Raw genomic sequence first — 18,025 nt, forward strand, 5'->3', positions numbered from 1 at the left:
TGTCGCAGAATCCTACACGGTAGACGGAAAAGCCCTGATTCACATTGTTTCAGAGAGAGGTTGGGGAGCCAGTTCCGGCCCCTTCGCGAGCAAGCCCGCTCCCACAGTGTCCGCGTCGTACACAAATTATGTGAACGCCTCTGAACCTGTGGGAGCGAGCTTGCTCGCGATGGCGGCCTATCCAGCCATACAGAACCAGCGGTTTATCGCTGGGTTTCCCGCTCCAACTCTTCCTCAGCCGCAGTCTTGCCCTTGGTCTTCAACTCACTGACTATCACCGCCGCCACAATCAACCCGGCCCCGACCAGGGCAATCGCCGGCAAGCGTTCCCCGGCAATGCGCCCGACAATCCCGGCCCATACCGGTTCGCCGGCATAGATCAGTGTGGCGCGGGTCGGTGAAACGCTTTTCTGTGCCCAGTTCATCGCCACCTGAATCGCCGCACTCGCCGCCCCCAGGCCCAACGCGCTGCACAGCAGCAACCAGGAGAAGTCCGGAATCGCCTCGTTGGTCGGCACCACCATCAGGAACGACAGCACCGAAGTGACTGCCAGTTGCACCGTCGTCACCCGGCGCACATCGACCTGGCCGGCATAGGTGCTGATCAGGATGATCTCGGCCGCAATGGCCACGGCGCTGATCAAGGTGGCGATTTCACCGGGGCTGAAGTTGAACGACGCGCCGGACGGCCCGGACAACAGCATCAACCCGGTAAAGGCCAGCATGATGCCGATGCTCGGCATCAACCCCGGACGCCGTCCCAGCACCAGCCATTGCAGCAATGGCACGAAAGGCACGTACAGCGCGGTAATGAATGCCGATTGGCTGCTGGGAATGCTCTGCAGCCCGACCGTCTGCAAGCCGTAGCCGAGCATGATGGCCACGCCGATAAACGCCCCGGCCTTGAGTTCGAACAGGGTCAGGTCGCGCAGGTGACGCCAGGAAAACAGGGCGACGATGCTCGCGGCGGCGGCAAAGCGCAGGCCGACGAAAAACATCGGGCCACTGACGGTCATCGCATGCTGTACCAGCAGGAAGGTACCGCCCCAGACCATGGTGATCAGCACCAGCACGCATTCGGCCTTGCTGAACCTTGTAAAACGGGAGGAAGCCTTTGGGGAGTTCACCGACGTCATGACCTTGCACGCTGCTGGAGGGGGACGCACAATGCGCCGAATGTTGCGCAGTATACTGCCCAACCCCACTCAGTGAGCAATATAGTGCACAAAGATTCTACCCAACGGGCTTCAGTCCTCCAGCACGTCAGTCAAAACGTCCGTCGCTTGCGCCATGCCGCCGACCTGAGCCAGACCGCGCTGGCCGAAAAGTCCGGTGTCAGCCGTCGAATGCTGGTGGCAATCGAGGCGGGGGAAAAGAACGTCAGCCTGACTACCCTCGACCGCGTGGCCGAAGCCCTCGACGTCGCCTTCAGTGATTTGATCCAGGCGCCCGACGCCCGCGATCCCAGCCGTATCAATGAGCTGGCCTGGACCGGCACGATCCCCGGCAGTAAAGCGGTGTTGCTCTCAAAAGCCCAGGCCAGCCGCGAAGTCGAGCAGTGGGAATGGTGCCTGCAACCGGGCGAGGTGTATCCGTCGGAGCCGGACGCCGATGGCTGGAGCGAGCAGATTTATGTCTTCGAAGGTTGCCTGACCGTTATGCTCGGCGACCAGGCGCAGAATATCGCGGCGGGTGAATTCTTCATGTTCGCCAGCAACCAGCCACACTGTTATCGCAACGACGGGGCGGTGGCGGCGAAGTTTGTGCGTAATGTGGTGATCTGAACAGGGAGTGCACGATGGGCCAGACCTTGACCAATGACGCCGACATCCTGATTGTCGGTGGCGGCCTCAGTGGCGCGCTGCTGGCGGCGCAGTTGATGCGTTTGCCGGGCCGGCGCCGGGTGCTGGTGATCGAGCCTCGGGCCGAGTTGGGGCGGGGCGAAGCCTACAGCGCGGTGGAACTGGGCCATACGCTCAACGGCAACGCGGCGCGGATGAGTGTCGACCCGGACAACGCCGACGACCTGACCCAATGGTTGACCGGGTACATCGAGGCTGGCGGCTGGCCGGAATCGGATCAGCAGCACGTGCCGATCAGCGAACTGTTTCCGCCACGGGGGATTTTCGGCCTGTACGCCCGGCAACGCCTGGCCGAAGCGCAGGCGGTGGGCGCCTTGAACGGTTCGACGGTCGAGCATGTGCAGGCCGAGGTGGTCGATTTGCAAACCGATGCCGACGCCGTGCGGTTGACCTTGAGCGATGGCCGATGCTTGCAGGGCGCTTTTGCGGTGCTGGCCACCGGGATGTTTCCCGCCGCGCGCACGCCACAAACCCGGTCCAGCGGCTTGAATGCGACCGCCCTCGATCCGTGGGACGTGGCGGCCATGCAGCGGCTCGATCCGCAATCGACGGTCATGATCATCGGCTCCGGCCTGACCATGGTCGACGCCGTGGTGTCCCTGGAACAGGCCGGGCATCGCGGGCCGATCGAAGTGTTTTCCCGGCATGGCCTGCTGCCCCATGTGCGTCGCCAGCCACCGGCCTGGGTGGATTTTCTCGCTGAGGATCAGGGCATCCGCACACCTCGCCAGTTGATGCGCGAACTGCGTCGACACTGCCGGGACGCGATCGCCCAGGGCATCGACTGGCAGGCACCACTGGACACGGTGCGGGCACATATCGGTCGCTTGTGGCATCAGGCGACGGACGTGCAGCGTCGGCAGTTCGTGCGGCATGTGCGGCCGTGGTGGGAAAGCCATCACCACCGCTCGCCACCCTTGAGTGCCGAACTGGTGGAGCGCTTAAATAGAGAAGGGCGGTTACGTATTCACGCAGCCTCTTACCAGGGCCTTGAGCCTTCGCTGAATGGCGAGGTGAGTATTCGCCTTCGACGGCGCGGCGAGGCGCACAGCTGTGTGGTCAGCGGTGCCGCCCTGATCAACTCCAGCGGTATCGAATACGACTGGCGCCGGGTTGCGCGGCCGTTGCCCCGGCAATTGCTCGCCCGTGACCTGATCCGGCCCGGGCCGCTGGCCTTGGGCATCGCGGCAGAGTTCGATGGCGCGGTCCTGAACGCCGAGGGTCAGCCCGCCCGCCGCCTGTTTGCCATGGGCCCGCCGTTGCGCGGCCTGTGGTGGGAAAGTACCGCCGTCACCGATGTGGCGAGCCAGGCCAAGGCGTTGGCCGGGCGGCTGACGGGACTCGTCGATCAGGTTGTGGGTCTGAGTGCATATCCGTTGCTGCGGTAACGGCTGATTATGGTTTCGCCCTTACGGCGACTCACTTTTTTTACAAGCGCCTAAAAAAAGTAAGCAAAAAAACGCTCGCCCCTTACGTACGGCCCCTCGCCAAGGCTCGGGGTTCCTTCGCTCCGGCATTCATCCGGGGGCATTGCCCTCCGGTCGGCTTCGCGCGACCTACATGCAATGAGTTCGGCTGCGCCGAACGGCGCTGCGCGCCCATCCCCGGATGAACGCCTCCACTCAGCCTGCCGAGGGGGCGGGTGAATCAAGATCAAGAGCTGCAGGCGAGCTAACGCTCGGCCTGATGAGTGGTTAGAAGCGTGGGTGTACTCCGCTCTGCCTTTGCTCTTCTGTGGGAGCGGCGGTGCGGCGATCCGACTTGCTCGCGAAAGCGGCCTGACAGCCAACCAATTTCTTTCGAATGTACCCAGCCCAACTGTAGGAGCGAGCCTGCTCGCGATGGCGGCCTACCGGCCGACCAAGAGCATTACAGGCGAACGAACCCCGCGATCAGGCCGGCCGGTAGGCCGCCTCGCTTTGGCTTTGGCTTTGGCTTTTGATCTTCTTGCCCCCTCGAGAGGCCGAGAGGAGGTTCTGCGCAGTGGGCAACCCGGCATGGATGCCGGGTTAGCCGCCGCCGGCCCAGAGTGTGTCAAAACTTCTTGGGCCATGGATGGCCGATGGCGGCGGGCCCACGGAGCAGGACCGGAGCGAGGGCATGCCGAGCCTTGGCGAGGCACCGAACGTCAGGGGCAAAGCGCTTTGGTTACTTTCGCGCTTTTCGAAAGTGACCCGCCGTAAGGGCGGAACCATTAGCGGCCGTTACCGCAGCAACGGATATGTACACCCACAAAACAATCATCGCCTGACACACAGCCATCGTCGGAACGCCGCCCGGACCAAGCTCGCTCCCACAGGTAACCGCATCCGCAGTAACGGATATGTACACCTTCAAAACAAAGACCGCCTGCCCCGCAGCCACCCCCGATGATTATTTTTTGTCGGCCATCGCTTGCGTGTCGCGCTCGATAGTTGGGCACCGTGTCCGGGCTGAGCAAACCTGATCGGAGCCTAATAATGATAAAAAAACGCTCGGCCACAGCCGGAGTCCGTCCGCGGCTTCACCGGCTTGGCCACACTCGCCCGCAACCCCTTGCGCTGGCGATTCTTGCCGTACTGACGGGGCCAACGTACGCCACCACATTCGATCTCAACGAAGACTGGAGCCTGTCGACCAAGACCAGCCTGAGCCTGGGCAGCAGCTGGTCGACGCAAAACCCCGACAAAAGCCTGATGACCCGCGCCAACGCCTTGCAGGCCCAGGGCGTGAACGCCAATGGCACCAGCGTCAGCGCCGACGATAACCGGCTGAATTTCGAGAAGGGCGACACGATCTCGCAACTCTTCAAGGGCCTCACCGATGTCAGTCTCGATGGCCAGGGCCAGGGCGCGTTCATTCGCTTCAAATACTGGTACGACCACGCCTATGAAACCGGCAATGGCCGCTTCAAGGATTTCGACGATTCGGGCTGGGACGACCTGGCCAAGTTCAAGGGCTTCGAGGTGCTCGATGCGTACGTCTGGAAAGACTTCCAGGTGGCCGAGCATCCGCTGAGCGTGAAGGTCGGCAACCAGGTGTTGTCCTGGGGCGAAGCGCTGCTGATCCAGAACGGTATCAATGTGATCAACCCGCTGGACATCTCGGCGTTCAACCGTCCCGGCGTGGAAATCAAGGAAGGCCAATTGCCGGTGGAGATGGTCTCCTTCAGCTTCGGCCTGACCGACAGCACCAACCTCGAAGGTTTCTACCAGTACAACTGGCGCCCCAGCGTACTTGACGGTTGCGCCACTTTCTTCGCCAGCAGCGATGTGATCCAGCCGGGTTGCGGGCCGCTGTTCCTGAGTCAGGTACAGACCGATCAACAGATGCAGGCTGCGGGTTTGTTCGCCACGTCCCGGGGCAACGAGTCGCCGTCCGACAACGGCCAGTTCGGTTTCGCCCTGCGCCAGATGATCCCGGCGCTCAACGATGCGGAAGCGGCGATCTACTACATCAACTATCACTCGCGGTTGCCGTATTTCACCATTAATGCCAGGAACACCGCCTTGCCCGGCACCTTCCCCGGTGGCATCCAGGGGCCGAGCTATGCGGCGGCTTTCCCGGAAAACATTCACCTGTACGGCATCAGCCTCAACGGCGTCGAGCCTGTCACCGGGATTTCCCTGGCCGGTGAGTTGAGCTACCGGCCGAACATGCCGATCGCGATCAACGCACCCGACGTCAACGTCGCCGTGATTTCAGGGCCAGGGGGCAGTTCCTGGGTGCAGTTGCCGCCCGGCTTCAGCACCACCAATGGCAGCCAGTTCGATGCGTGGGAACGCAAGGGCGTCTGGCAGCTGACCGGTTCGGCCACCCAGGCCATCGACAACGTGCTGGGCGCCACGCGCCTGAGCCTGTTCGGTGAAGTCGGGGTCGTGCACATCGACGATCTGGGGGACGAGCGCCTGGGCCGTAACGCCGCGTTCGGCCGCAGCGCCCCGCGCAACGGCACGCCGTGCAACACGGTGGCTTCCGGTGTGACCAACCAATACTGCACCGACAAGGGCTTTGCCACCGATTGGTCGTGGGGTTATCGCCTGCGCGCCAGCCTCGAATACAGCGATGTGTTGCCGGGCATCAACCTGATTCCGGCCGTCAACTGGCGGCATGACATCTCGGGCTATTCCTACGATCCGCAAGGACCGTTCCAGGAAGGCCAGCAAGCGCTGGGCGTGAGCCTGACCGGCGTCTACATGAACGATTACAGCGTGGAACTGGCCTACAACGCGTTCTTCGGTTCCAACGACTACAGCACCCTCGACGACCGCGATTTCGCATCCGTCAGCTTCAAGGCAGACTTCTAAGGAGAACCGTTATGCGTATGCAATTGTGCGTGCTGGCCCTGGCTTGCACCGTCGGCCTGGCCCAGGCCAAAGGCACTGATTCGGCGGCACTGGGCAAGACCCTGACCCCCATGGGCTCGGAAATGGCAGCCAATGCCGACGGCAGCATTCCGGCCTGGACTGGCGGCCTGGCGAGCAACGCCGGCACCGTCGACAGCAAGGGTGGCTACAGCGACCCGTATGCGCCCGAGAAACCCTTGTTCACCGTCACCGCGAAGAACGTGGCGCAGTACGAGAAGTTTCTCAGCCCGGGCCAAGTCGCGTTGTTCAAGCGCTTTCCCGACACCTACAAGATGAACATCTACCCGAGCCATCGCAGCGCCAACCTGCCCAAGGAGGTGCTGGCGGCCAGTCGTGAGAACGTCGCCAAGACCAGCATGGCCGACGGCGGCAACGGTTTGCACGACTATGCCAGGGGCATTCCGTTTCCGTTGCCCACCGAAGGCCTGGAGGTGATGTGGAACCACATGACCCGTTATCGCGGCGGCAGTTACGAGCGCATCAGCAGCGCCGCGCTGGTGCGTGAAAACGGTGCCACCAGCTACGTGCGCAACCAGTCCTTGATCAACTTCGCCGACACCGTGGGCGGGCTGGAGCCCAACTCGAACATCCTGTTCATGTTCAAGAGCCGGGTGCTGGAACCGGCGCGCCTGTCCGGCGAGGCGGTGCTGGTGCACGAGCCGATCGACCAGGTCGCCGAGCCGCGTTCGGCCTGGCAATACCTGCCGGGGCAACGTCGCGTGCGTCGTGCGCCGATGATCGCCTACGACAACAGCGCCCGTTACAGCAATGGCCTGATCACCGCCGACAACATCGACGGCTACAACGGCGCGCCGGACCGTTTCGACTGGAAGCTGGTGGGCAAGCAAGAGCTGTTCATCCCTTACAACAGCTACAAGATCGGCAGCCGCGACCTCAAGTACGACACCGTGATCAAGCCCAACCACGTCAATCAGGACCTGGCCCGCTACGAGAAGCATCGGGTGTGGGTGGTGGAGGCGACCCTCAAGCCTGATGCGCGGCACATCTACGCCAAGCGCCGCTTCTATGTGGACGAAGACAGCTGGCAGATCGCCCAGTCGGACCAGTACGACAGCCGCGGTGAACTGTGGCGCAGTGGTGAACTGCACGCGATCCAGCAGTACGACCACGGCTTCACCTACAACGTGCTGGAAACCTCCTATGACCTGATTTCCGGACGCTACTACGCCGGCGGCCTGGCCAACGAAGAGACCGAACCGATGCGCGTGGGCTTCGCCGCCAAGACCGACGACTACACCCCGTCGGACCTGCGGCGCTGGGCCAAGTAACCATTCGCCAAACCACCGCAAATCCAATGTGGGAGCGGGCTTGCTCGCGAAGAGGGAGTGTCAGGCGACTGCAATGTTGCATGTCACACCGCTTTCGCGAGCAAGCCCGCTCCCACAGGGATCTGTGTGTGCTGATGTTTTGCTACAGGAGATCTACCGTGCGCTACTGGATATCCGCTCTGGCCCTGGGCGCGAGCCTGGGCACTGTTCACGCCGCAACCCTCGATCAACAACAGGCGAAAGCCCTGGCGCAAGAGGCCTACGTGTTCGCCTACGCCACCGTCGAACACGACAAGGTGCTCAGCGCCATCGCTGCGAAACTGCCGTTCAACCGTCTCTACAGCGAACCGCGCCTGCTCGGCCCGCAAGACAACAAAGTGGTGTCTCCGAACAACGACACCTTCTATTCCCGCGCTTTGCTCGATCTGCGCAGCGAACCGATGGTGCTGGACGTGCCGGCCGTGCAAGGTCGCTACTACAGCTTTCAACTGGTGGACATGCGCACCGACAACCTCGACTACATCGGCACCCGCGCCACGGGGGATCAGGCGGGGCGCTACCTGATTGTCGGGCCGGACTGGAAGGAGCCAGTGCCATCGGGTTTCAGCGCGGTGATTCGCTCGCCGAGCCGGCTGGTCTTCCTGTTGGGTCGGACCGAAGTCAAGGGCGAAGCGGATCAGAAAGACGCCGCGCAAGTGCTGAAGGGCTACGCCTTGCAACCGCTGTCCAAAGTGAATGGCGGCGCGACCCCTGAACCGTTGGCACCGCTGCAACTGCCAGCGTATGCGGACACCAAACAAGGGCCGGCGCAGGCGCTGTTCAACACCTTCAACGCGCTGGCTCCCTTGCACCAATGGACCGCCATAGAGCAAAAGAAACTGGCCCGTTTCGCCGCCATCGGCATGAAGCCGGGGACCGATTTCCAGGCCCCGGAAAACTTGAGCGAAGCCGTCGCCCAAGGCGCCGAGGCAGGTCGCGATCAGGTACGCGCAGCCTCCAGCCAACTGTCGGTGGAACGGCAGGGCTGGTTGCCGTCGCCGTCCAACGTCGGCAAATACGGCGACGATGACCTGACCCGTGCCGCGGTCGCCTGGCGCTACATCTACGCCAACGATGCGGTGGAAGCGCTGTACCCGATGGCGTTGCACGATGCCGAGGGGCAGGCGCTAACCGGCCAGCACGCCTATCGCCTGCATTTCCCGGCCGGGCAATTGCCGCCGGTGAATGCGTTCTGGTCGTTGACCCTGTATGACGGCAAAACCCAATTGCTGGTGGCCAACCCGATCCAGCGTTATGCCTTGGGCGACCGCAGCCCTGGTCTACAATACGATGCCGACGGCGGCTTGACCCTGATCCTGCAAGCCGATGTGCCCAAGGCTGCGCCGCAGGGCAACTGGCTGCCGACGCCGCAAGGTCCGTTCAACCTGCTGTTGCGCCTGTATCTGCCCAAGGGCGGGGCATTGGACGGGCGTTATCAGTTGCCGACGATAACGAGGATCGAATCATGAACCTGATTTTCAGTCGCCGCCGGGTGCTGGGTGGCATGGGGGTATTGGGCGGCAGCCTGATGTTTCCGCGCTGGTTGCTGGCCGCCGATTCCGAGGACCTGCGGCAGATTGCCAAAGAGGCGTGGATTTACGCCTACCCCATGCTCATGCATTACCAGACCATGGAGAAACAGGCGCTCAACCCGTCTGCGCCGGAGTACGTCGGCGGCTTCAACCGCTTTCGTCATTACAGCGAGTTGTTTACCCCGAACAACCGCGACATCGTCACGCCGAACAACGACACGCCGTACTCCTGGGCCTGGCTCGACCTGCGCAGCGAACCCCAGGTGTTGAGCGTGCCGGCGATCGATGACGAGCGCTATTACGTGCTTCAACTGGTCGACCAGTACACCCACAACTTTGCCTATGTCGGCGTGCTCAGTACCGGTCGCGAAGCGGGGAACTACCTGATCGCCGGGCCCGACTGGCAAGGCCCGACACCGGACGGCGTCAAGGCCGTGCTGCGCAGTGAAACCGAAATCGTCATGGTGCTTGGGCGAACGGGCCTGAAAAACGCCGATGACCTGCCGGCGGTGCGGGCCTTGCAGCAGCAATACGGTTTGCGTGCGTTGCATGAATACATCGGCAGTGCGCCGCCCGTGGCTGCGCCAGCCATTGACTGGCAACCCTGGGACAGCAAGACCGGGTTGGGGCCGGAGTTCATCGCGACGCTGAACCAGATCCTCAGCCTGTGCCCCACGCAACCGTCCGAGCAAGCCTTGCGTGCACGCTTTGCCCGGATCGGCATCGTGCCCGGCCAGGGTTTCGACCCGGCGACGTTGCCGCAGGCCACGCGCCAGGCACTGCTCGCCGGGATTCAAGACGCCCAGGCGCAACTGCAAACCGCGGTGAGCCAGGTACGCACCACCCTCGGCCTGTTCGGCACTCGCGTAGCGCTGAACGGCAATTACCTCAACCGCGCAGTCGCGGCGAATGTCGGCATCTACGGCAACAGCGTGGAAGAGGCCTTCTACACCGGCACTCGCCTGGATAATCAGGGGCAACCCTTGCAGGGCGGACGAAGCTATCGCCTGCGTTTCGCACCGGGTCAATTGCCGCCGGCCAGCGAGTTCTGGTCGCTGACGCTGTATGACTTGCCGGACCGGCAACTGGTGGCCAACCCGATCAATCGCTACTGCCTGAGCAGCCGGGATCATATGCAGATGGACGCGGACGGTGGGTTGACGTTGATCCTGCAGAACACGGCTCCGCCTGCGCAGAGCAACTGGTTGCCGACGCCGGCAAGCGGGGCGTTCACCTTGGTCCTGCGCCTGTATGGACCCGGGCAGCAGGTGGTCAATCAACGCTGGCGAATGCCGGTGGTTGAAGTGGTGTCTGCCTGACCGCATCGCGAGCAGGGCTCGCTCCCACATAGGATCTGTGCCATTCACAAGTGTTGTGAACAGCCCGGTCCCCTGTGGGAGCGGGCTTGCCCGCGAAAGCGGAGTGTCAGTCAATGATGATGTCGAGTCTGACGGCCCCTTCGCGAGCAAGCCCGCTCCCACAGGTACTGCATTTATCCTGTGAATCACAGGTGAACGAAGCCAGCAACCAGGCCGGCCGGTAGGCCGCCTCGCTTTTGCTTTGGCTTTGGCTTTTGATCTTCTTGCCCCCTCGTGAGGCCGAACGTCAGGGGCAAAGCGCTTTGGTTACTTTCGCGCTTTTCGAAAGTGACCCGCCGTAAGGGCGGAACCATTAGCCGCCGTTACCGCAGAAACGGATATGTACACCCTCAAAAATCCATGCCAACTGCCACACCGCCATCGCGAGCAAGCCCGCTCCCACAGGTACTGCATTCATCCAGTGGCAGCGTGCCTGGTTTCACGGCGTAACGATATTGAACTGCGGCGCAAACGTATCGAGGCTGCCCATCAACTCCCCAAGCTTCTTGCCATTGCCTTGCAACTTGATCAGGCCTTTCTGCATCGCCGTCGGGATATCCAGTTGCTTGAGGCTGATCTGCTCCAGGGTGGCCTTGCTCATGGTGACGCTGGCATCCGCCTGAGCGTTGAGCCCGGCACGGTGGGTCAGCACGCCATTGCGCAGGGTCAGGTTGAAGTCCTGGTTCAGGTCATCAAAGGTCCAGTTCAGGGTCAGGTCATGGCCTACGGCCTTTTCACTGTCCAGGCGCACCGCCAGGAAGTCGAAGAACATCTGCGGGCTCATCGCCCGCACCATGTCCACCGATACCGAAGTGCCCGCATTGGGTGGTACGCCGTTGCGCAGTTCCATGGCACCGGTCAGGTACATGTTGCGCCAAGTGGCGTTTTCACTTTGATAGCCCATTTGCTCCAGCGCCTGGGCCTGGGCTTTGCGGGCGTCGCCGTTGTCCGGGTTGGCGAACAGCACCTGATTGCCCAGTTGCGCGGCCCAGCGGTATTCACCCTTGGCCATCGCCGCCTGCATTTTCCCCAGCACCGCCGCTTCGCCGCCCATGGCCTCGACCGAACGCTTGGCTGTTTCTACCGGCGGCAGCGGATTGAGGTTGGCCGGGTTACCGTCATAGAAACCCATGTAGCGCTGATACACCGCCCGGGTGTTGAAACTCAGCGAGCCGTAGTAGCCACGGGTGTACCACTTCTGGTCGAGGCTGCCCGGCAGTTTCTTGATCGAGTCGGCGATTTCCAGTGGCGTCAGGCCCTGGTTCAGCAGGTGCAGGGTGCGGTCATTGAGGAAGGCGTACATGTCGCGCTGGTCGGCGAGGAAGGTGCGGATTCGCTCGCCGCCCCAGGTCGGCCAGTTGTGCTGGGCGAACAACACGTCGCTCTTGTCGCCGTAACGCGCCAGGCTGCCGTCCAGGTACTCGGCCCAGGCCTTGGCGTCACGCACTTGCGCGCCGCGAGGGGTGAGGATGTTGTGCATCATTTGCGTGGCGTTTTCCGCCATGCACAAGGCGCGCAACTGCGGCAGGTACAGGTTCATCTCCGCCGGCGCCTCGGTGCCCGGGGTCAACTGGAATTCCACGTCGAGGCCAGCGATGGTGCGGGTTTCCAGTTCCTTGTCGATCAGGTCGGTGGGCGGGATCAGAGTGACCGTGCCGCCACTCGGCGTGCTCTTGCCCAGGCCGGCATCGACCTGGCCTTTTTCGCCACGGGGCAGCAGGCTGCCGAACTGGAACTGCGCGCGACGGCTCATGGCGTTGCCGGCGTAGACGTTCTCGCTCATCACGTGTTCCATGAACCCGGCGGGGGCGAACACCTTGACCTTGCCGGCCTTGACGTCGGCTTCGTCGATGACTCCGCGCACACCACCGAAGTGGTCGACGTGGGTGTGGCTGTAGATCACCGCCACCACCGGTTTGTGCGGACGGTTCTGGTAGTACAGGTCCAGCGCCGCCTTGGCGGTTTCGGCCATGGTCAGCGGGTCGATGATGATCAGGCCGTCGTCACCTTCGATGATGGTCATGTTGGCGAGGTCAAGGCCGCGCACCTGATACAGCCGCGGGCTGACTTCGAACAAGCCGGCATGGGCGCTGAGCTGGGCCAGGCGCCAGAGGCTCGGGTTCACCGACTCCGGGGCCTTATCCTTGGCGAGGAAGTCATAAGCCTGGATATCCCAGATGACCTTGCCCGAAGCGTCCTTGATCTGGCCCTTGAACGGCGCGATCAGGCCCTTGGTGACCGACTCGTAGTCGGTGCGGTCGGTGAAGGGCAGTTGTTGCAGCACGGCGGCGTTACTGGCCGTGGTTTGCGGGCTGGCTGCGACCGGTCCATCGGCGGCGACCACCGATTGCGCAAGGCAGGCAGTGATCAGGCAAGCGAGCAGCCCACGAGGGCTCAAGGTGAAACGAGGCATGGCGTCTCCGTTTTTTATCGTTATGGTCAGACCAGCTTCGAGGGTAGGGCGGGGCTCGGGCGGGGCGATCATCAGCAACGGACAAAAAGCATTCAGGGCCGCTATCCTTGGGCCATGCATATCCAGCAGGTTGACCCATGCTTGAAGTCCATGGCGTTTTCAAAAGCTACGCCACACCGCAGGGGCCGCTGCCGGTGCTGCAAGGCGTCGACCTGACGCTCAGGCCCGGCAGCAGCCTGGCGCTGATGGGCGAGTCGGGCAGTGGCAAAAGCACCTTGCTGCACCTGATCGCCGGGCTGGACAAGGTCGATCGCGGCAGCATCCGCAGTGGCGAGCATCGTCTGGAACAGATGAATGAAGGGCAACTGGCGAACTGGCGTCGTACGGAAATCGGCCTGGTGTTCCAGCAATTCAACCTGATCGGCAGCCTGCGGGTCGAAGACAACCTTGCGATTCAGGCACGCCTGGCGGGGCGCCATGACCCGCGCTGGCAGGCGCACCTGGTGCAGCGCCTGGGCTTGGGCGAGCTGCTGCGGCGCTACCCGGAGCAACTGTCCGGCGGCCAGCAGCAACGGGTCGCACTGGGCCGGGCGCTAGCATCGCGCCCCCAATTGCTGCTGGCCGACGAGCCCACCGGCAGCCTCGATGAAACCACCGGTGCCGAGGTGTTGCAGTTGCTGCTGGAATTGCTCGACGACAGCCCCACCAGCCTGTTGATGGTCACCCACAGTCCCGGCGTAGCGGCACGGCTGGCAGAAAAAGCCCTGCTGTGCGGCGGTCGCCTGGCCGGTGCGGGAGAGCGCTGACATGCACATTTTCAGCGAAACCCTGCGCGCGCTGCTCAGCCACTGGCGGCAGCATCCGGTGCAGTTTTTCAGTGTGCTCACCGGGTTGTGGCTGGCCACCGGTCTGTTGACCGGCGTCCAGGCACTCAACAGCCAGGCCCGCGACAGCTATGCCCGCGCCAGTCAGTTGATCGGCGGCGAACCTCAGGCCAGTCTCGGTGCGCCCGGCGGCGGCACGTTCCCCCAGCAATGGTTTATCGATTTGCGCCGTGCCGGGTGGCCGGTGTCACCGGTGCTGCAAGGCCGGGTCACGCTCAAGGGGCACGAAGAGCAGCGCTTGCAGTTGATGGGCATCGATCCGGTGTCGCTGCCGGCGGGCGCGGCGGTGGCCGGGCAGGCCCTGGCGATTGAACAGGTGGTCGATTTTTTCAGCCCGCCGGGCAGTACCTGGATATCGTCGCAGACCTTGCAGGCACTGGGTTTGCGCGAGGGTGAGCGGCCACTGAGCCTGGCGGGCGCAGCACTGCCGCCATTGCATGTGCAGGCCGATATGGCGCCCGGTGTGCTGCTGGTGGACATCGGTTTTGCCCAGCAGGTGCTGGGGTTGCCGGATCAAGTGTCGCGGCTGCTGTTACCGAAGGATTTCACCGCACCGCTGCCGGAGCCGTTCAAGGGGCAGCTGCAACTCAAGCGCGCCGGCGAAGAAAACAACCTGACGCGCCTGACCGAAAGCTTCCACCTGAACCTCGATGCCCTGGGGATGCTGTCGTTCGTGGTCGGCCTGTTTATCGTGCACGCCGCCATCGGGCTGGCGCTGGAGCAACGGCGAAGCTTGCTCCGAACCCTGCGTGCCTGCGGTGTGAGTGCGCGGATGCTGATCGCTTGTCTCGCCGTCGAATTGGCTGGATTGGCCCTGATCGGCGGTGTGGCCGGGGTGGTCAGCGGATACCTGCTGGCCGGCGTGCTGTTGCCGGATGTCGCCGCCAGCCTGCGTGGCTTGTACGGCGCCGAAGTGGCGGGGCAGTTGAGCCTCAGCCTGTCGTGGTGGTTCAGTGGTATCGGCCTGAGTCTGATCGGCGCGTTGCTGGCCGGGGTCAACAGCCTGTTGCGGGCGGCGCGTCTGCCATTGCTGGCGCTGGCTGACCCGCAGGCCTGGCATCAGGCCCATGCCCGCTGGTTGCGACGCCAGGGTGGGGTGGCGGCGATGGCCGGGGTGATTGCGCTGCTGGCGCTGATCTTCGGTGACAGCCTGGTCAGTGGCTTCGTGTTGATGGCGGCGCTGTTGATCGGCGCCGCGCTGGCATTGCCGGTGGTGCTCAGTTCTCTGCTCAATCTCGTTTCGCAGCGCAGTCGCTCGGTGCTTGGCCAGTGGTTTGTTGCCGATTGCCGCCAGCAACTGCCGGCCCTGAGCCTGGCATTGATGGCGCTGCTGTTGGCCATGGCGGCGAACATCGGTGCCGGCAGCATGACCGCAGGCTTTCGCCAGACCTTCAGCGACTGGCTCGAACAACGGCTGACGGCCGAGCTTTACCTCAATCCACAGAACCCGGCCCAGGCCCGGGAGCTGCACGGCTGGCTCAACCAGCAGCCGCAACTGGCGGCGGTGCTGCCCAATTGGCAGGTTTCGATCCAGTTGCAGGGCTGGCCGACGGACCTGTCCGGGATCATCGACCACCCGACCTATCGCCAGCACTGGCCGCTGCTCGAGGCCTTGGGCGACAACCCTTGGGAGCGACTGGCCAAGGACGATGCGGTGATGCTCAGCGAACAACTGGCCCGGCGCCTGCACGTGCAACTGGGCGATCACCTGACGCTGCCGACCCCCACCGGCCCGTGGTCGCCACGGATCGTCGGGATCTACGCCGACTACGGCAATCCCAAGGGCCATATTCTGGTGAACATCCGCCACCTGTTGCGCGGCTGGCCGCAACTGACACCGAACCGCTTCAACCTGCGCATCGAACCGGCGTCGATCCCGGCGTTCGTCACGGCGCTGCAGGCGCGCTTTACCCTGGAGGACAGCCGCATCGTCGATCAGGCGCGGCTCAAGGGTTGGTCCACGCAGGTTTTCGAACGCACCTTCGCCGCCACCGCCGCGCTCAACAGCCTGACGCTGTGCGTGGCCGGGGTGGCGCTGTTCATCAGCCTGTTGACCCAAAGTCAGAGCCGTCTCGGGCAACTGGCGCCGTTGTGGGCGCTGGGGGTGACGCGTAGGCATTTGATGTTGCTCAACCTCGGGCAAACCTGGTTGCTGGCGTTATTGACCCTGGTGCTGGCGTTGCCGTTGGGCATTGCCCTGGCGTGGTGCCTGGACACGGTGATCAATGTGCAAGCCTTTGGCTGGCGCCTGCCGTTGCGGGTGTTTCCATGGCAACTGGTGCAATTGATGGGGCTGGCGCTGGTGGCGACGTTACTGGCCTCGGCCTGGCCGTTGTACCGTTTGTACCGCACGCAACCGGCGGACCTGCTGCGGACATTTGCCCATGAGGATTAACGCCTGCGTGTTGCTCCTGGCGCTGCTGGCGAGCGGTTGCGATCAACCGGCTCCGGTCGAAAAAGGCTTTGCCGGGCTGGGCAACCAGGCTGCTGCGTTCACCCCGGTGGTGCCCGGACGGGTGTTCAGCTTCCCGGCGGATCACGGCCCCCACGAGGGCTTTCGCATCGAATGGTGGTACATCACGGCCAACCTGAAAGACGATCAGGGCAATGAGTTCGGCGCGCAATGGACCTTGTTCCGTAGCGCCTTGAAAGCCAGCCCCGAGGTGGCGGGTTGGCAGAATCAGACGATCTGGCTCGGCCATGCGGCGGTGACGTCGGCGACGGTGCATCACACGGCCGAACGTTACGCCCGTGGCGGCGTCGGTCAGGCCGGTGTCGGCGTCGCGCCGTTCAATGCATGGATCGACGACTGGCAATTGCGCAGCCAGGCGACGGCCGACGACCCGTTGGCTGACGTGCTACTCAGTGCTCGCGACCAGCGTTTCAGCTACCGGCTGCGGTTGACCTCGACAGGTCCGTTGGTGCTTCAGGGGGACCGGGGCTTCAGCCAGAAATCCGAGCAGGGCCAGGCTTCTTACTACTACAGCCAGCCGTTTTTCCAGGCCAGCGGCACCCTGGACATCGATGGCAAGACCTTTCAGGTCAGTGGCCCGGCCTGGCTTGACCGCGAATGGAGCAGCCAGCCCCTGACGAGCAACCAGACCGGTTGGGACTGGTTTTCCCTGCACCTGGACAGCGGTGAGCAGGTGATGCTGTATCGCATGCGGCACAAGGACGGCGAGCCTTACCTCACCGGCACCTGGATCGACGCCCGGGGCCAGACACAAATGCTCCACGCCGGCGACATCAGCCTCACGCCGCAAGACACCGCCCGGGTTGCCGGGCGCACAATGCCCATTCGCTGGTCGATCAAAATCCCCGCCAGACACCTCGATATCGCCATTACTGCGCTCAATCCCCAGGCCTGGATGGACTTGCGCATTCCCTACTGGGAAGGCCCGGTGCGCCTCAGTGGCAGCCATGCAGGGCAGGGCTATCTGGAAATGACCGGGTACTAGGCGCTCGCGTAAGGAAAATCACCGCCCCGGCGCGACCACTCGCAGAACAGCGTCTATGCTCACTCGCACACATGGCGTTGAGCCCGGTTTCAACGCCGTCTGATGCCATCTATCACAGGGAATGTTCTGCCTATGAAACGCCATGCACTGACCAAAGCCATCACCCTCGCTACCCTGCTGTCTGCCGCCAGTTTTGGCGCGGTTGCCGCCGATATCCCGTTGTCCGAAGTCGTTGTGGAGGATCAGATCTCCACCAAAGTCGTTTCGGTTGATGCCGCGAATCATTCCGTGGTCCTCAAAGGCCCGCAGGGTAATGAGTTCCCGGTGCAATTGACCGACAAGGCGAAGAACCTCGATAACCTCAAGGCTGGCGATACGGTGGACATCACGGTCACCAGCGCCGTTGCAGCCTACCTCGACACCGATATCGACAAAGGTTTGCCCGGCACCGCCGAAGCCATCGGCGAAATTCGCGCAGCGCCAGGCAGCGCCAACCCGGGCGGCGAAGCTTACCGCCAGGTGAAAGTGCAGTTGAAAATCACCCACATCGACCTGAAGAAAAACCAGGTGACCTTCGAAAACCCGGAAGGCAAGTCCAAGACCGTCGACGTCAAACGACCTGAAGTCCAGGCCAAACTCAAGGACTTGAAAGTCGGACAAAGCGTCAACGTGGTTTATACCGACGTATTGACGGTGACCAGCAAGCACTGATATCGAGTAATGGTTCTATACGGGCTGATTGTTTTTGTGCAAGTTTTGTATAGGAATAATCAGCTCGTAATGGTCGAGCCGGTGAGTTTGAGGTGCCGTGTTGCATAGTATTTAAATCGACATCTTTTTAAAC

At 62.9% G+C, this 18,025-nt stretch carries 12 protein-coding genes; 10 read left to right on the forward strand and 2 right to left on the reverse strand.

Translation table 11 applies throughout. The annotated features are described in order from the left end of the window. Window positions 1–203: 203 nt before the first annotated feature. Window positions 204–1,205: a DMT family transporter gene (locus AC3IT6_RS10985; protein ID WP_489355420.1), complete on the reverse strand. Its 1,002-nt coding sequence runs from the start codon at window positions 1,203–1,205 to the stop codon at window positions 204–206. A gap of 15 nt (window positions 1,206–1,220) precedes the next feature. Between AC3IT6_RS10985 and AC3IT6_RS10990 the strand changes: the two genes are divergently transcribed. The 6 genes from AC3IT6_RS10990 to AC3IT6_RS11015 all read left to right on the forward strand — a co-directional run bounded on the left by AC3IT6_RS10990 (window position 1,221) and on the right by AC3IT6_RS11015 (window position 10,387). Next, window positions 1,221–1,784, forward strand: a complete 564-nt coding sequence (locus AC3IT6_RS10990; RefSeq protein ID WP_150726054.1) for a helix-turn-helix domain-containing protein — start codon at window positions 1,221–1,223, stop codon at window positions 1,782–1,784. Window positions 1,785–1,798: 14 nt separating this feature from the next. Further along, window positions 1,799–3,250, forward strand: coding sequence for an FAD/NAD(P)-binding protein (locus AC3IT6_RS10995; RefSeq protein ID WP_489355423.1), 1,452 nt, complete (start codon window positions 1,799–1,801; stop codon window positions 3,248–3,250). 1,071 nt (window positions 3,251–4,321) lie between these two features. Then, the gene (locus AC3IT6_RS11000; protein WP_489355425.1) at window positions 4,322–6,148 is read left to right on the forward strand and encodes a DUF1302 domain-containing protein; all 1,827 of its coding nucleotides are present in this window, start codon (window positions 4,322–4,324) and stop codon (window positions 6,146–6,148) included. Between the two features lie 11 nt (window positions 6,149–6,159). Next, on the forward strand, window positions 6,160–7,497 hold the full coding sequence (locus tag AC3IT6_RS11005) for a DUF1329 domain-containing protein (protein WP_489355427.1): 1,338 nt from the start codon (window positions 6,160–6,162) through the stop codon (window positions 7,495–7,497). A gap of 158 nt (window positions 7,498–7,655) precedes the next feature. Then, window positions 7,656–9,005 (forward strand): DUF1254 domain-containing protein, encoded by a 1,350-nt coding sequence (locus AC3IT6_RS11010; protein ID WP_489355429.1) that lies wholly within the window; start codon window positions 7,656–7,658, stop codon window positions 9,003–9,005. Continuing rightward, entirely contained in the window at window positions 9,002–10,387 is a 1,386-nt protein-coding gene (locus tag AC3IT6_RS11015; RefSeq protein WP_489355431.1) for a DUF1254 domain-containing protein, read from the forward strand. The genes AC3IT6_RS11010 and AC3IT6_RS11015 overlap by 4 nt, the downstream gene beginning before the upstream one ends. Window positions 10,388–10,865: 478 nt before the next feature. Here the strand turns inward: AC3IT6_RS11015 and AC3IT6_RS11020 are convergent, their stop codons facing one another. Continuing rightward, entirely contained in the window at window positions 10,866–12,839 is a 1,974-nt protein-coding gene (locus tag AC3IT6_RS11020) for an alkyl/aryl-sulfatase (RefSeq protein WP_489355433.1), read from the reverse strand. 137 nt (window positions 12,840–12,976) lie between these two features. Here AC3IT6_RS11020 and AC3IT6_RS11025 point away from each other — a divergent pair, with 137 nt between their 5' ends. The 4 genes from AC3IT6_RS11025 to AC3IT6_RS11040 all read left to right on the forward strand — a co-directional run bounded on the left by AC3IT6_RS11025 (window position 12,977) and on the right by AC3IT6_RS11040 (window position 17,892). After that, entirely contained in the window at window positions 12,977–13,645 is a 669-nt protein-coding gene (locus tag AC3IT6_RS11025; protein ID WP_150752954.1) for an ABC transporter ATP-binding protein, read from the forward strand. Between the two features lies 1 nt (window position 13,646). Beyond that, window positions 13,647–16,118, forward strand: a complete 2,472-nt coding sequence (locus tag AC3IT6_RS11030) for an ABC transporter permease (protein WP_489355436.1) — start codon at window positions 13,647–13,649, stop codon at window positions 16,116–16,118. Next, the gene (locus AC3IT6_RS11035; protein ID WP_489355438.1) at window positions 16,108–17,181 is read left to right on the forward strand and encodes a lipocalin-like domain-containing protein; all 1,074 of its coding nucleotides are present in this window, start codon (window positions 16,108–16,110) and stop codon (window positions 17,179–17,181) included. The genes AC3IT6_RS11030 and AC3IT6_RS11035 overlap by 11 nt, the downstream gene beginning before the upstream one ends. A gap of 132 nt (window positions 17,182–17,313) precedes the next feature. Next, window positions 17,314–17,892, forward strand: a complete 579-nt coding sequence (locus AC3IT6_RS11040) for a hypothetical protein (RefSeq protein ID WP_489355441.1) — start codon at window positions 17,314–17,316, stop codon at window positions 17,890–17,892. The last annotated feature ends 133 nt before the right edge of the window (window positions 17,893–18,025 follow it).

Source organism: Pseudomonas sp. KH_017 (assembly GCF_057840285.1).